Annotated in this window: 15 protein-coding genes; 3 read left to right on the top strand and 12 right to left on the bottom strand. The window is 69.8% G+C overall.

From position 1 onward, the window contains the following. Window positions 1–33: 33 nt before the first annotated feature. The 5 genes from rdgB to ACFFRH_RS09120 form a co-directional block, all read right to left on the bottom strand. Window positions 34–672, bottom strand: a complete 639-nt coding sequence (gene rdgB, locus ACFFRH_RS09140; RefSeq protein WP_386155576.1) for an RdgB/HAM1 family non-canonical purine NTP pyrophosphatase — start codon at window positions 670–672, stop codon at window positions 34–36. Then, entirely contained in the window at window positions 669–1,385 is a 717-nt protein-coding gene (gene rph / locus ACFFRH_RS09135) for a ribonuclease PH (RefSeq protein ID WP_386155574.1), read from the bottom strand. Before rph ends, rdgB begins: the two co-directional genes overlap by 4 nt. A 5-nt stretch (window positions 1,386–1,390) precedes the next feature. Then, the gene (locus ACFFRH_RS09130) at window positions 1,391–2,143 is read right to left on the bottom strand and encodes an MBL fold metallo-hydrolase (RefSeq protein WP_386155572.1); all 753 of its coding nucleotides are present in this window, start codon (window positions 2,141–2,143) and stop codon (window positions 1,391–1,393) included. A gap of 120 nt (window positions 2,144–2,263) precedes the next feature. After that, a complete protein-coding gene (gene murI, locus ACFFRH_RS09125) occupies window positions 2,264–3,034 on the bottom strand; it encodes a glutamate racemase (protein WP_386155570.1) in 771 nt (256 codons plus the stop codon). A 256-nt stretch (window positions 3,035–3,290) separates the two neighbouring features. Continuing rightward, window positions 3,291–4,082, bottom strand: a complete 792-nt coding sequence (locus ACFFRH_RS09120; RefSeq protein WP_386155568.1) for a thioesterase family protein — start codon at window positions 4,080–4,082, stop codon at window positions 3,291–3,293. 418 nt (window positions 4,083–4,500) lie between these two features. Between ACFFRH_RS09120 and ACFFRH_RS09115 the strand changes: the two genes are divergently transcribed. Continuing rightward, window positions 4,501–6,405, top strand: coding sequence for a DUF3352 domain-containing protein (locus tag ACFFRH_RS09115; RefSeq protein WP_386155566.1), 1,905 nt, complete (start codon window positions 4,501–4,503; stop codon window positions 6,403–6,405). A gap of 332 nt (window positions 6,406–6,737) precedes the next feature. Here ACFFRH_RS09115 and ACFFRH_RS09110 read toward each other — a convergent pair whose 3' ends face one another. From ACFFRH_RS09110 to clpS, 6 genes are all read right to left on the bottom strand, one after another. Next, entirely contained in the window at window positions 6,738–7,685 is a 948-nt protein-coding gene (locus ACFFRH_RS09110; RefSeq protein ID WP_386155564.1) for a PLP-dependent cysteine synthase family protein, read from the bottom strand. A gap of 133 nt (window positions 7,686–7,818) precedes the next feature. Then, window positions 7,819–8,097 carry a MoaD/ThiS family protein gene (locus tag ACFFRH_RS09105; protein ID WP_030906436.1) on the bottom strand — a complete coding sequence of 93 codons (279 nt, stop codon included), beginning with the start codon at window positions 8,095–8,097 and terminating at the stop codon, window positions 7,819–7,821. 87 nt (window positions 8,098–8,184) lie between these two features. Further along, window positions 8,185–8,349, bottom strand: a complete 165-nt coding sequence (locus tag ACFFRH_RS09100) for a hypothetical protein (RefSeq protein ID WP_386155561.1) — start codon at window positions 8,347–8,349, stop codon at window positions 8,185–8,187. 232 nt (window positions 8,350–8,581) lie between these two features. Further along, window positions 8,582–8,998, bottom strand: coding sequence for a M67 family metallopeptidase (locus ACFFRH_RS09095; RefSeq protein ID WP_386155559.1), 417 nt, complete (start codon window positions 8,996–8,998; stop codon window positions 8,582–8,584). Window positions 8,999–9,007: 9 nt separating this feature from the next. Continuing rightward, window positions 9,008–9,532 (bottom strand): DUF2017 domain-containing protein, encoded by a 525-nt coding sequence (locus ACFFRH_RS09090; protein WP_386155557.1) that lies wholly within the window; start codon window positions 9,530–9,532, stop codon window positions 9,008–9,010. Window positions 9,533–9,668: 136 nt separating this feature from the next. Further along, the gene (gene clpS, locus ACFFRH_RS09085; protein ID WP_329091067.1) at window positions 9,669–9,956 is read right to left on the bottom strand and encodes an ATP-dependent Clp protease adapter ClpS; all 288 of its coding nucleotides are present in this window, start codon (window positions 9,954–9,956) and stop codon (window positions 9,669–9,671) included. A gap of 52 nt (window positions 9,957–10,008) precedes the next feature. Here clpS and ACFFRH_RS09080 point away from each other — a divergent pair, with 52 nt between their 5' ends. Both ACFFRH_RS09080 and ACFFRH_RS09075 read left to right on the top strand, forming a co-directional pair. Further along, a complete protein-coding gene (locus ACFFRH_RS09080) occupies window positions 10,009–11,286 on the top strand; it encodes a nicotinate phosphoribosyltransferase (RefSeq protein WP_386155719.1) in 1,278 nt (425 codons plus the stop codon). A 4-nt stretch (window positions 11,287–11,290) separates the two neighbouring features. After that, a complete protein-coding gene (locus ACFFRH_RS09075; RefSeq protein WP_386155555.1) occupies window positions 11,291–11,866 on the top strand; it encodes a nicotinamidase in 576 nt (191 codons plus the stop codon). A gap of 8 nt (window positions 11,867–11,874) precedes the next feature. Here the strand turns inward: ACFFRH_RS09075 and ACFFRH_RS09070 are convergent, their stop codons facing one another. Continuing rightward, window positions 11,875–12,582: a hypothetical protein gene (locus ACFFRH_RS09070; RefSeq protein WP_386155553.1), complete on the bottom strand. Its 708-nt coding sequence runs from the start codon at window positions 12,580–12,582 to the stop codon at window positions 11,875–11,877. Between the last annotated feature and the right edge of the window lie 171 nt (window positions 12,583–12,753).

Here is a 12,753-nt window from a genome sequence, read left to right as displayed (position 1 = left end):
CCACCGCCCCGGCCGGGGAACGGGCCGGTGCGGTCAGGCGATCACTTCGGCGATGATCGGGGCCAGCGCGCGGAAGGCTCGGCCGCGGTGGCTGATGGCGTCCTTCTCCGCCGCCGACAGCTCGGCGGTGGTCCGGGTCTCGCCCTCGGGGACGAGGATCGGGTCGTAGCCGAAACCGCCGCTGCCGCGCGGAGCGTTGATGATCACGCCGTGCAGCGCGCCCTCGGTCACCCGCTCCTCCCCCGACGGGAGTGCCAGCGCCGCCGCGCACGCGAAGTGCGCGCCCCGGTGCTCGGCGGGCACGTCGGAGACCTGGGCGAGCAGCAGGTCGAGGTTGGCCAGATCGTCGCCGTGCCTTCCCGACCAACGGGCGGAGAAGATGCCGGGCATGCCGTTCAGGGCGTCGACGCAGAGGCCGGAGTCGTCGGCGATCGCGGGCAGGCCGGACTGCTGGGCGACCGCGTGCGCCTTGAGCAGGGCGTTCTCCGCGAAGGTGAGGCCGGTCTCGGCGACGTCGCCGATCTCGGGGAACCCCTCAAGCCCGACGATCTCCACCGGGATCGAGGCGTCGGCCAGGATCCTGCGCAGCTCGGCGATCTTCCCGGCGTTCCGGGTGGCGAGGACCACCTTCGCCTTGGTCACGCCGGACGCGGCCGTATCGGATCCGCTCATGCCAGGGTCTCCCGCTGGAGGCGGGTGAGCTCGGCGCATCCGGCCGCGCCCAGGTCGAGCAGCACGTCGAGGGCGGCGCGGTCGAACGGCTTGCCCTCGGCGGTGCCCTGGACCTCGACGAACTCGCCGGAGCCGGTCATCACCACGTTCATGTCCGTCTCGGCGGCGACGTCCTCGGTGTAGCAGAGGTCGAGCAGCGCCGTGGAGCCGACGATGCCGACGGAGACGGCCGCGACCGAGTCGACCAGCGGGTCCCCGCCGCACATCTTGCGCTTGCGCATCCACGCGACCGCGTCGACCAGTGCCACGTACGCCCCGGTGATGGCGGCGGTGCGGGTGCCGCCGTCGGCCTGGAGCACGTCGCAGTCGATGACGATCGAGTTCTCGCCCAGCGCCTTGTAGTCGACGCAGGCGCGCAGGGAACGGCCGATCAGGCGGGAGATCTCGTGCGTACGGCCACCGATCTTGCCGCGGACCGACTCGCGGTCGTTGCGGGTGTTCGTGGCGCGGGGCAGCATGGCGTACTCGGCCGTGATCCAGCCCTGACCGCTGCCCCGGCGCCAGCGCGGCACGCTGTCCTGCACGGAGGCGGCACAGAGCACCTTGGTGCCGCCGAACTCGACGAGCACCGAGCCCTCGGCGTGCGCGAGCCAGTCACGGGTGATGGTGACGGGGCGGAGTTGATCGGGAGAACGTCCATCTGCACGAGCCATGAACCTCACCCTAGGTCATATCGGACCCCGCTCCGTGCGAGTTCCATGCGCCCGCCGAACCCTCCGCGGGAGGCGTCCTCCAGAACGCGGTCGCGGTCGTTCCAGGGCACCAGATGGGTGAGGACCAAGGTGTCCACGTCGGCCTTGGCCGCGTGCTCGGCCGCCTGGCGGCCGTTCAGGTGCAGACCGGCGGGGAGACCCGGCTTGTCGAGGTGTGACGCCTCGCACAGGAGCACGTCGACCCCCGCGGCGAGCTTGACCAGTTCGGCGCTCTCACCGGTGTCGCCGGAGTAGGCCACCGAGCGCCCCCCGTGGGAGACCCTGAACCCGTAGGTCTCCACGGGGTGGTTCACCAGCGCGGCCGTCATCTCGAACGGGCCCACCTCGAACGTCCCCGGCGTCAGCCCCACGAAGTCGAAGGCCGTGTCGAGCAGCGGCTCGTCCGGCATCGCGTAGGCGGAGTTCAGCCGCCGGCGCGCGTCGGCGGGCGCGTACACCGGTATCCGGGGCAGCGGGCCCTGCGGGGAGTAGGTGCGGACCACGTGGTACGGGCACATGTCGAGGCAGTGGTCGGCGTGCAGGTGCGACAGGCATATCGCGTCCACGTCGTACAGGCCTATGTACTTCTGGAGGGCGCCGAGCGCGCCGTTCCCGAAGTCGAGCAGCATGCGAAACCCCTCCGCCTCCAGCAGGTAGCAGGAGGAAGGGCTGTCAGGCCCGGGGAAACTCCCCGAGCATCCAATGATCGTCAGTTTCACGGCGGCCTCCTACGGTTACTGTGCGGCGCCGCGTGTCACGGCGCGGGCGCCGGTGGCCGGTATCCGTCCCCCTTCGTCCGCCGATCTCCGGCGCTCCCCCTACGACGCGCCCGAGCACCGTCACACGCGATGCCCGATGTTCGGGACATCCCCTACCACCGCCACCTCGACCGCCTGGATCTCCGGCCCGAGGAACCGTCGTCCGAGGTCGGCGAAGAGGCCCGCGTCGCCGGTGGCGCGGAAACGGTGCCCGGGCGCGCCCCCTACGGCGGCCAGGCTCCGGTCGTGCAGGACGCGGTAGACGTCCTTGGCCGTCTCGTCGGCGCTGGACACCAGCGTGACGCCGTCTCCCACCACGTAGGAGATCGGCCCGGCGAGGAGCGGGTAGTGCGTACATCCCAGGATCAGCGTGTCGCACCCGTCGCTGAGCACCGGCTCCAGATACTCGCGGATGACGTCGATGAGCTCGTCGCTCATCGTCTCCCCCCGCTCGACGAACTCCACCAGGCGCGGCGCCGCCACCCCCGTCAGCCGGACGTCGGGAGCCGCGGCGAACGCGTCCTGGTAGGCCATCGACGCGATCGTGGCCCTGGTCCCGATCACCCCGACCCTGCCGTTGCGGGTGGCCCGCACGGCACGACGCGTCGCGGGCTGGATCACCTCGACGACCGGGACGTCGTAGCGCTCCCGGGCGTCGCGGAGCACGGCCGCGCTCGCGCTGTTGCACGCGATCACCAGCATCTTGACGTCGCGCTCGACGAGGTGGTCCATCACCTCCAGCGCGTAGGCGCGAACCTGCGCGATGCTCTTGGGACCGTACGGCTGCCTCGCCGTGTCGGCCACATAGAAGATCGACTCGTTGGGCAACTGGTCGATGATCGCACGGGCCACCGTGAGACCACCGACACCACTGTCAAAGATTCCAATACTCGCTTGCGACACAGTTCCCAAGGCTAGGCGACCTGGGACGACCGATCACGGTAAGAATCCTCACAACGCCGATTACCAGCTCAACCATGTATTTTTCGTGACATCTAGCCGCACGAAGCCCTACAACGCCGTACGAAACCCCGCGTCTTGTGAAAACCCGCGACCTGTGAAGACCCGTGACGCCCGAGGACCGTCCACGAGGACACGGACCAGGACGTCAGCCCCGCCCGACGCGGGCCAGCTGGCGGGACTGGGCGACCAGGCGGCCGGCGGAGTCCCAGACCTCGACGTCCTCGTCGAACCAGCCGTCGCTGATCAGGCGGCCTCCGCCGATGAGGGTGAGCCAGCCGGGGGCGGGCAGGGCGCGCAGGTGCCAGGTGAGGTCGACCGTGGGTGCCCAGCCGCGCCCTCCGGCGGAGAAGACCACCGGCGGGAGGGCGTCCACGGCGAGCGCCAGCACGTACGGGTCGGGGTCCTGCGGCTCGGCCAGCCGGAAGTAGGCGCGGGCCTCGGGCCTGCCCGTGGGCCTGCCGTCGAGCCAGCCGATGGTGGGAGGGTCGAAGACCAGCTCCATCTGGGCGTTGAGCGTCATGTTCGACTCGGTCTTGGGAGCGGGCAGCGAGACGCACTCCTCGATCGGCGGCATCGCCACCGAGGGCTCGTCCGTCCAGTCGGGGACGGCGTCGCCGAGGGTCGCGGTCGTGACGAGCCCCTCGATGAAGGACTCGCCGTCCTGGACCAGGGTCGCCCGGGTCATCGTGGCGGTACGGCCGGTCTTGACCTGCTCCAGGCGCACCTGCGCGGGACCGGGCCTGGCAGCGCGCAGGAACTGGACGCCCGTGGTCACCGGATGCTCGTGGGGGGAGGCGTCCACGACCGCGCGCAGCAGCACGGCCATCAGGTAACCGCCGTTGAGGGGACCGCCGATCGAGTATCCGGTGTCGAGGCACACGTCGTAGGTGGTCTCGTCCACCCTGATGGCGGCTGTCGCCTCGTCGAACTTCGTCATCCACGCTCCCGAACCTTGTTCTAGAGAGGCCACTTTACCCATTCCGTACGGCCTTCGTCTCCCCCGACCCCGGATGGCCCGTCCGCCTCGGCCGACCCGGCCTCGCGGGCCCGTCCGCAAAAGCCGAGCTGGCCTCGCACAACTCGTCAGATCGGAGCCGGACCAGGTCCGAACCCACGAAATCAAAGACGGCCGGGACGGCGAAGTCCGCGGAAAGAGACGGGGGCCGGAGGTACGGAAGAAACAGCAGCGACCTGCGGGAACAAGGCGCCAAAGCAGGCAACGGCCCCTGAAACCCCGCTGAACAGGGGCTGATCCCGCTTAGATGCACCAATCACATAGTTAGTTCAATGCAAGCGGCTTGCTAGCAATGTGCACTAACTTCTCCCTATCCGCTAAGCCCACCTTGTGAGTGATCATGCCTGCCAACAATCCCCCCGACCAGTCGCCCACGCCGGGTCAGAACCCCGACAGGACGATCGCCTACCGATGGAACGAGGGCACGCAGCAAAACGACCAGCCGCACACACAGGCCTATCCGCAGAACGGCCAGCCCGGATATCCCCAGCCCTCCGGCGGCTACCAGCAGGGGCAGCCCTACCCGCAGCAGGGCCAGCCCTACCAGCAGCAGAACCCCCAGCAGGGCTACCAGCAGCAGCCGCAGCAGCCGTACGGCCAGCAGAACTACGGCCAGCAGGCCGGTCAGCAAGGCTACGGCCAGCAGGGTTACGGTCAGCAGCCAGGCCAGTCGTACGGCCAGCAGCAGCCCGGCTACCAGCAGCAGCAACAGCAGAACTACGGCCAGCAGGCGTACGCGCAGCAGGGCGGGAACTGGCAGCAGGGCCCCGACTTCCTGAGCGCCGGACCGTCGGCGGGGCCTCCCGCCCGCAAGGGCGGCGGTAAGGGCTGGCTGCTCGCGGCGATCGCCGCGCTGATCGTGGCCCTCGTGGGCGGGGGCGGCTTCTTCGCGGTCAACCTGCTCAGCGGCGGCGGCGCGCAGCCGCACGACGTGCTGCCCGGCAACGCCATCGGCTACGTGCGCCTCGACCTCGACCCGGCCGCGAACCAGAAGGTGGCGCTGTTCAACATCGCCAGGAAGTTCACGGTCACCAAGGACTCCTTCACCGGCGAGGACCCGCGTCAGGCGATCTTCGACCTGATCAAGAAGGACAACGACAGCCTCGGCAAGGTCGACTACGCCGCCGACATCGAGCCGTGGCTCGGCGTCCGCGTCGGCGTGGCCGCGCTGCCCCCGGCCAAGGCCGGCGCCGAGCCCGGCGTCGTGGTGGCCGTCCAGGTCACCGACCAGGACAAGGCCAAGGCGGGCATCGCGAAGCTGATGGGCAAGGAGAAGTACGGCATCGCGTTCCGCGACGACTACGCACTGCTCGCGCCGACCCAGGCAGAAGCCGACAGGGCCGTCGCCGCCGAGCCGCTGTCGGGGAACGCCAACTTCTCCGACGACCTGAGCGCCCTCGGTGAGACCGGTGTCCTCTCCTTCTGGGCGGACGCGGGCCAGCTCGCGAAAATGGCTCCCGAACTGGCGACCCAGGACCCCACCGCCCTCGACCAGATCAAGAACGTCCGCGTGGCGGGCGCCCTCCGCTTCGACGGCGAGTACGTCGAGCTCGCGGGCATCAGCCGCGGCGCCGAGAGCCTGGACATGGGCACCCCCGAGGCCTCCAAGATCGGCACGCTTCCGGCCTCCACCGCCGGCGCGATCTCCATCTCCGGTCTCGGCGAGATCATCGGCAAGCAGTGGGCGCAGGTCATGAAGTCGGCCGACCAGGCCGCGGGCGGCGGCGTCCAGCAGTTCGCCGACCAGGCGAAGCAGCAGTACGGCCTCGCGCTCCCCGACGACCTGGTGACGCTGCTCGGCAAGAACATCACCCTGGCCATCGACTCCAACGGCCTCAACAGCAACCAGCCGAAGATCGGCGCGAAGATCGTCACCGACCCGGCCAAGGCGCAGGAGGTCGTCGGCAAGATCGAGAAGTTCCTCGCGGACTCCGGGACGGCCGTCCCGCAGCTCGCCAAGGTCCCCGGCGACGGCGTCTTCGTCCTGGCCAGCGCGCAGGACTACGCCGCCGAGCTCAACAAGGACGGCACCCTGGGCGACAGCGAGACCTTCCAGCTCGCGATCCCCAACGCCGGCGAGGCGACCTTCGCGCTCTACGCCGACCTGGACAAGGTGGAGAACCTCTATCTCAGCGGCCTCCAGGGCGAGGAGAAGGCCAACCTCCAGGTGCTCCGCGCCGTGGGCGTGAGCGGTACCCAGTCGGGCAGCGAGGCGTCCTTCTCGCTGAGGCTCCTGTTCAACTGACCGGCCCGATCCACCTGCTCCACCTGGCTCTCTGGTCCTGTTCGATCAGACCTCCCCAGATCCCCGGCCGGGCTCCGGCCCGCCGGGGACCGTCCCCGTCCGGGGACGGCGAGGGCGGGCGTCCCACCGGGACGCCCGCCCTCCGTCGTTCGCTCGCTCGTCGTTCGTTCGTCGTTCGTTCGTCGTTCGCCGTCGCGGCTTCCCCCGACCGCCGATCCCACCCCGGCGAGAAGCACCGCGGACATCACCCCGCGGATCACTCCGGCGATCTTCTCGGAAAGCCTCCCGGAGACCGCCTCTTCCCGGACCGCGAGATCGCGGGGTGTCCCGGGTCAGGCCCAGAGCTGGCCTTCGAGCCGCTCCTCGGCCTCGTCCAGCGTCCCCTCGTAGGCGCCGGTGGACAGGTACTTCCAGCCACCGTCCGCGACCACGAACACGATGTCGGCCCGCTCGCCCGCCTTGACGGCCTTGGCCGCCATGCCGAGCGCGGCGTGCAGGGCGGCCCCGGTGGAGACCCCCGCGAAGATGCCCTCCCCGGCCAGCAGCTCCCGGGTGCGCCGGAGCGCGTCGGCCGAGGAGACCGAGAAACGCGTGGTCAGGACGTCGGCGTCGTACAGCTCGGGGATGAAGCCCTCGTCCACGTTGCGCAGTCCGTACACCAGCTCGCCGTACCGCGGCTCGGCTGCGACGATCTTCACGTCGGGGACGCGCTCGCGCAGGAACCTGCCGACGCCCATCAGGGTGCCCGTGGTGCCCAGACCGGCCACGAAGTGGGTGACGGACGGCAGATCGTCCAGGATCTCCGGCCCCGTCGACTCGTAGTGCGAGCGCCAGTTGGCCGGGTTGCCGTACTGGTAGAGCATCACCCAGTCGGGGTTCTCCGCGGCCAGGCCCTTGGCGACCCTGACCGCCTCGTTGGAGCCGCCCGCCGCGGGCGAGGAGATGATCTGCGCCCCCCACATGCGCAGCAGCTGGCGGCGCTCCTCGGAGGTGTTCTCCGGCATCACGCAGATCAGCTTGTAGCCCTTGAGCCTGGCGGACATCGCGAGCGAGATGCCGGTGTTGCCGCTCGTGGGTTCGAGGATCGTGCAGCCCGGCTGGAGGAGCCCGTCCTTCTCCGCCTGCTCGATCATCCACAGCGCCGGGCGGTCCTTGATCGAACCTGTCGGGTTGCGGTCTTCGAGCTTGGCCCAGATCCGCACGTCCTCCGAGGGCGAGAGCCTGGGCAGGCCGACCAGCGGGGTCCGGCCGACCGATTCGATCAGTGAGTCAAAACGCATGGTGTACGGCTTCCGCCTCGGGTTGACCTTGTGGTGACAGACCTGTGCCGCGCGGTGACAGCCCTGGAACCGCGGTGCGCGGCCCGTCCCGCGGGAGATCATGATCTCCCGCGGGACGGGCCGCACCACGCGGCTAGCGGGAGCCTCCGGCCACGGCGGGCAGGACGGTGACCGTGTCGCCGTCGGCGACCGGCGTCTCCAGCCCGCCCAGGAAGCGGACGTCCTCGTCGTTCAGGTAGACGTTCACGAAGCGGCGCAGCGCGCCCTTGTCGACCAGGCGCTCCTTCAGCCCGGGGTGCCGGGCCTCCAGATCGCCGATGAGCTCCTCAAGCGTGGCGCCCTTGGCGTCGACGGCCTTGGCACCGTCGGTATAGGTGCGCAGGATGGTCGGAATGCGAACCTCGATGGCCATCGCGGGTCAATCTCCTTGCGTCGTCATGGGAGTAAGGCCCACCGGATCAGAACACCGGCGAGCACCGGAGGATTCCAGGAAAGCCGGTCAGCGACAGTCGTAGACGACGACGGAGGGCGTGTGCGCGAACAGGAAATTCTGTACGGGCGCGACACCCGCGTGCCGTGCCCGGGGGCCGGGACGCGAGAGCACGACGTCCTCCTGGCTCGGGGCGGCGGTCAGCATGCCCACCAGCTTACCCAAAGGGGCCATTCACCTCACGGCCGTACCTGTCACCGATGCCGTACGAACCCGGGACGCCACCCGGGCGCGGCCGTCCGGGGCCCGGAGCCGTGCGCGGAACCCCGGACGCCGGGAAACGGCGCCCCGGACATCCGGACATCGGACATGAGGCCCGGACGGCGGGGGCGCCGTTTCCCGGCCCCGGACGGCGGCGGTCACCCGGCCCCGACCCCTGACGATCCCCCACCCCGGACGGTGACGATCACCCGGAGGTGATCTTCACCTCCTCCTCGCTCACCACCCCGTCGACGATCCGGTACGAGCGGAACTCGGCCTTCTCCCCCAGCTCCTCACGGGTGGAGACCAGCACGTAGTGGGCGTTCGGCTCGGAGGCGTAGGAGATGTCGGTGCGGGAGGGATAGGCCTCGGTGGCGGTGTGGGAGTGGTAGATGACCACCGGCTCCTCGTCGCGGTCGTCCATCTCCCGCCAGACGCGCAGCTGCTCCAGCGAGTCGAACCGGTAGAACGTCGGCGACCGCTCGGCGTTCTCCATCGCGACGAACCGTTCGGGGGAGTCGGAACCGACCGGCCCGGCGATCACGCCGCAGGCCTCGTCGGGGTGGTCCGCCCGAGCGTGCGCGATGATCCTGTCGACCAGTTCCCGAGAGATCGTGAGCATGACTGGAAGTTACCAAAGGGCGCGGACCAGGGTGTCCTGGAGGTAGGTCAGCCAGTCGTAGATGACGTACGCCGGATAGCGGGGGTCGTTCTCCGACATGTCGGCGATCTCGTCGTGCACCTCCTCGGTCACCTCCAGCCGGGTGCCGAGCGCGAGCCGCACGTCGTTCAGCGCGCGCATCCACGCCTGCGCCTGCTCCCTGGTCAGCTCGACCCGGCCGGGCTCCGCGCTGTCGAGCATCGTCTGGGCGTCGGCCCGCTTGCCCTCGCGCAGCGTCGCCTCGGTGTATCTGCGGAACTCGGCGGCCGCCTCGCCGTCCTCGTAGGCCGAGGGGAACAGCCGAGCCAGCACCGGGTCGCTGGACTGCTCGGAGGCGCCGATGCCGAGCGCCTTCTCCAGGGGGTCGTCACCGGTCTCCCCCGGCTCTATCAGGCCCAGGATCTGGGTGACCAGCGAGCGCAGGATCGACACCTCCGCGGCGTCGAAACCCGTGACCACGCCGCCCTCGCGCCCCGGCTTGAACCCCGAACTCATCTCTCGCCCACCGTTCCTCGCGGGCTCCGCCCGAGACCCGCCCGCCACCCGGAATCCGTCTGCCACCCGCGCCCCGGCCACCGCTCCGGGCCTGGTCTCCCGCCGTGCGGCGACGGGCGCCGGGCCGCCCGCGCGCTCACGAATCCCGCTGGACAGTGGCCCACAGCCCGTACGAGTGCATGATCTGCGCGTCGCGCTCCATCTCCTCGCGGGTGCCGCTGGAGACCACGGCCTTGCCCTTGTGGTGCACGTCGAGCATCAGCTTCTCCGCCTTCTCCTTGGAATATCCGAAAACGGACTGGAAGACGTACGTCACATAGGACATCAGGTTGACCGGGTCGTTCCAGACGATCGTCAACCATGGCAGATCGGGCCTTACGTCGATTGACGGACGCTCGACCTCCGTTGGAGCGGTGCTACCCACATTCACCAGTCTGCCCTACCCCGGGCTTAGTCTTCGACTCGTGACAAAGAGCATGAGCACCGCGTTGCTTACCGATCACTATGAGCTGACGATGCTGGAGGCGGCGCTGAGAAGCGGGGCCGCCTCCAGACGGGCGGTTTTCGAGGTGTTCGCGCGCCAGCTGCCCGGCGGGCGGCGCTACGGGGTCGTGGCGGGCACCGGCCGGGTCCTGGACGCGCTGGAGTCCTTCCGCTTCGAGGAGGAGTCCCTGGCGTTCCTGCGGGACAACGAGGTGGTCGACGAGCCCACCCTGGAGTTCCTCGCGGGATACCGGTTCTCCGGGAGCGTGGACGGCTACGCCGAGGGCGAGTGCTACTTCCCCGGGTCCCCGATCATGACGGTGGAGGGCACGTTCGCCGAGGCCGTACTGCTGGAGACCGTGATCCTGTCGATCCTCAACCACGACTGCGCGATCGCCACCGCCGCCACACGCATGATCCGCGCGGCCGGGGCGAGGCCCCTCATCGAGATGGGCTCGCGGCGCACCCACGAGGCGGCCGCCGTGGCCGCGGCGCGGGCCGCCTACCTCTGCGGGTTCTCCTCCACCTCCAACCTCATGGCCGGCCGCGAGTACGGCATCCCGACCGCCGGGACCGCGGCCCACGCGTTCACCCTGCTCCACGACTCCGAGGACCAGGCCTTCCAGGCCCAGATCGCCTCTCTCGGCCCCGGCACCACGCTGCTCGTGGACACCTACGACGTCGCCCAGGCCGTACGGACCGCGGTGGAGCTCGCCGGGCCCTCTCTTGGAGCGGTCCGCCTCGACTCCGGCGACCTCGGCCAGGTCGCCCACGAGGTCCGCGAGCAGCTCGACGCGCTCGGCGCCCACAAGACCCGGATCATCGTCACCAGCGACCTCGACGAGTACGCCATCGCCGCGCTCGCCGCCGCCCCCGTGGACGGCTACGGCGTCGGCACGTCCCTGGTCACCGGCTCCGGCTCGCCCACCGCCGCCCTGGTCTACAAGCTCGTCGCCCGCGAGGACGCCGAAGGGGTCATGCGGCCGGTGGCCAAGAATTCGGTGGGCAAGCCCAGCCGGGGCGGGCGCAAGGACGCCTTCCGCGAGCTCGACGCCGACGGCACGGCGGTCACCGAGTTGGTCACCGTCTCGGGCCAGACCCCCTCGGGCGCCCGCCCGCTGCAGGTCCCGCTGGTCAGGGAGGGGGAGATCGTCGGCCGCGAGAAGCTGGACGCGGCCCGTGTCCGGCACCGCGAGGCCGTCGCCGAGCTGCCCTCGAACGCCTACCAGCTGTCCCGGGGCTACGCCGCGATCCCCACCGTGTTTGACTGACCGCATGCCAACCGCACTCATCATCGTCGACGTCCAGAACGACTTCTGCGAGGGCGGCAGCCTTCCGGTCGGCGGCGGCGCCGAGGTGGCCGCCGCCATCTCCCTGCACGCCGCCTCACACGGCTACGACCACGTCGTGGCCACCCGCGACCATCACGTCGACCCCGGCTCCCACTTCGCCGCCGAACCCGACTACGTGACCACCTGGCCCGTCCACTGCGTCGCCGGGACACCGGGCTCCGAATTCCACCCCGCCTTCGACACCGGGCGCGTCGAGGAGGTGTTCAGCAAGGGCGCCCACAGCGGCGCCTACAGCGGCTTCGAGGGCGTCACCGCCGACGGCACGAGCCTGGCCGACTGGCTCGGCGAGCGCCGCGTGGACACGGTGGACGTCGTCGGCATCGCCACCGACCACTGCGTGCGGGCCACCGCCCTGGACGCGGTCGCGCACGGCCTCTCCGTCCAGGTTCTGCTCGACCTCACGGCCGGGGTGTCCGCCCCGACCACCGAGGCCGCCCTCGCCGAACTCGGCTCCGCCGGGGCCCGCCTCACGGGCACTCCCGTGGTCCGCCCGGCCTGACGGTCTTCTCAGCCCTGCGGCATCCCCAGAAAAAGGATCATCCGGTCGAGCTTCCCGTCCATGGTCCTGTAGTTCTCCTTCAACTCGCCGATGTCACACGCCATGGCCTTCATGTCGCGCTTGACCCCGACCATGTCCTCCGCCAGGACCACGACGTCCCGCTTCACCCCGGCGAGATCCTCCTTCACCTCAGCCACATCCCGCTTCACCCCGGCGAGATCCTCCTTCACCTCAGCCACATCCCGCTTCACCCCGGCGAGATCCTCCTTCACCTCAGCCACATCCCGCTTGACCTCGGCGAGCTCTTCCTTGGTCGCGCACTTCGCCACGTCGAGCCGAAGCTCGGCGACCTCCTGCTTGACCTCAGCGACCTCCTGCTTGACCTCAGCGAGGTCCTGCTTGACCTCGGCGAGGTCCTGCTTGACCTCGACCACCTCCTGCTTGACCTCGGCGAGCTCTTCCTTCGTGGCGCACTTCGCCACGTCGAGCCGAAGCTCCGCGACCTCCTGCTTGACCTCGGCCAGTTCTTCCTTGGTCGCGCACTTCGCCACGTCGAGCCGAAGCTCGGCGACCTCCTGCTTGACCTCGGCGAGGTCCTCCTTCGTGGCGCACTTCGCCACGTCCTCCTTGGTGGCGAGGGTGTCCATCCTCGCCATGATCTGCTCGAACATCGGAGCCACGTACTCCATGATCTCGGTACGGATCATCTCGGCCAACACTCGTCCTCTTTGGGGGCGTTGCAGGGGGAACCCGGCGGAGGGCCCGGGATGGTTACCGCGACACGTTACCAACGACGACCACTCTGAGCATCCGAACGATTACCGGATCGGCATGGATGGGCAAACAGAACCATCACCGGTTGCGACAGGAGTATCACGGGGAGTTGA

Source organism: Streptosporangium vulgare (genome assembly GCF_042428775.1).
Lineage (GTDB): Bacteria > Actinomycetota > Actinomycetes > Streptosporangiales > Streptosporangiaceae > Streptosporangium > Streptosporangium vulgare.
This window is presented reverse-complemented; position numbering and strand designations above follow the sequence as displayed.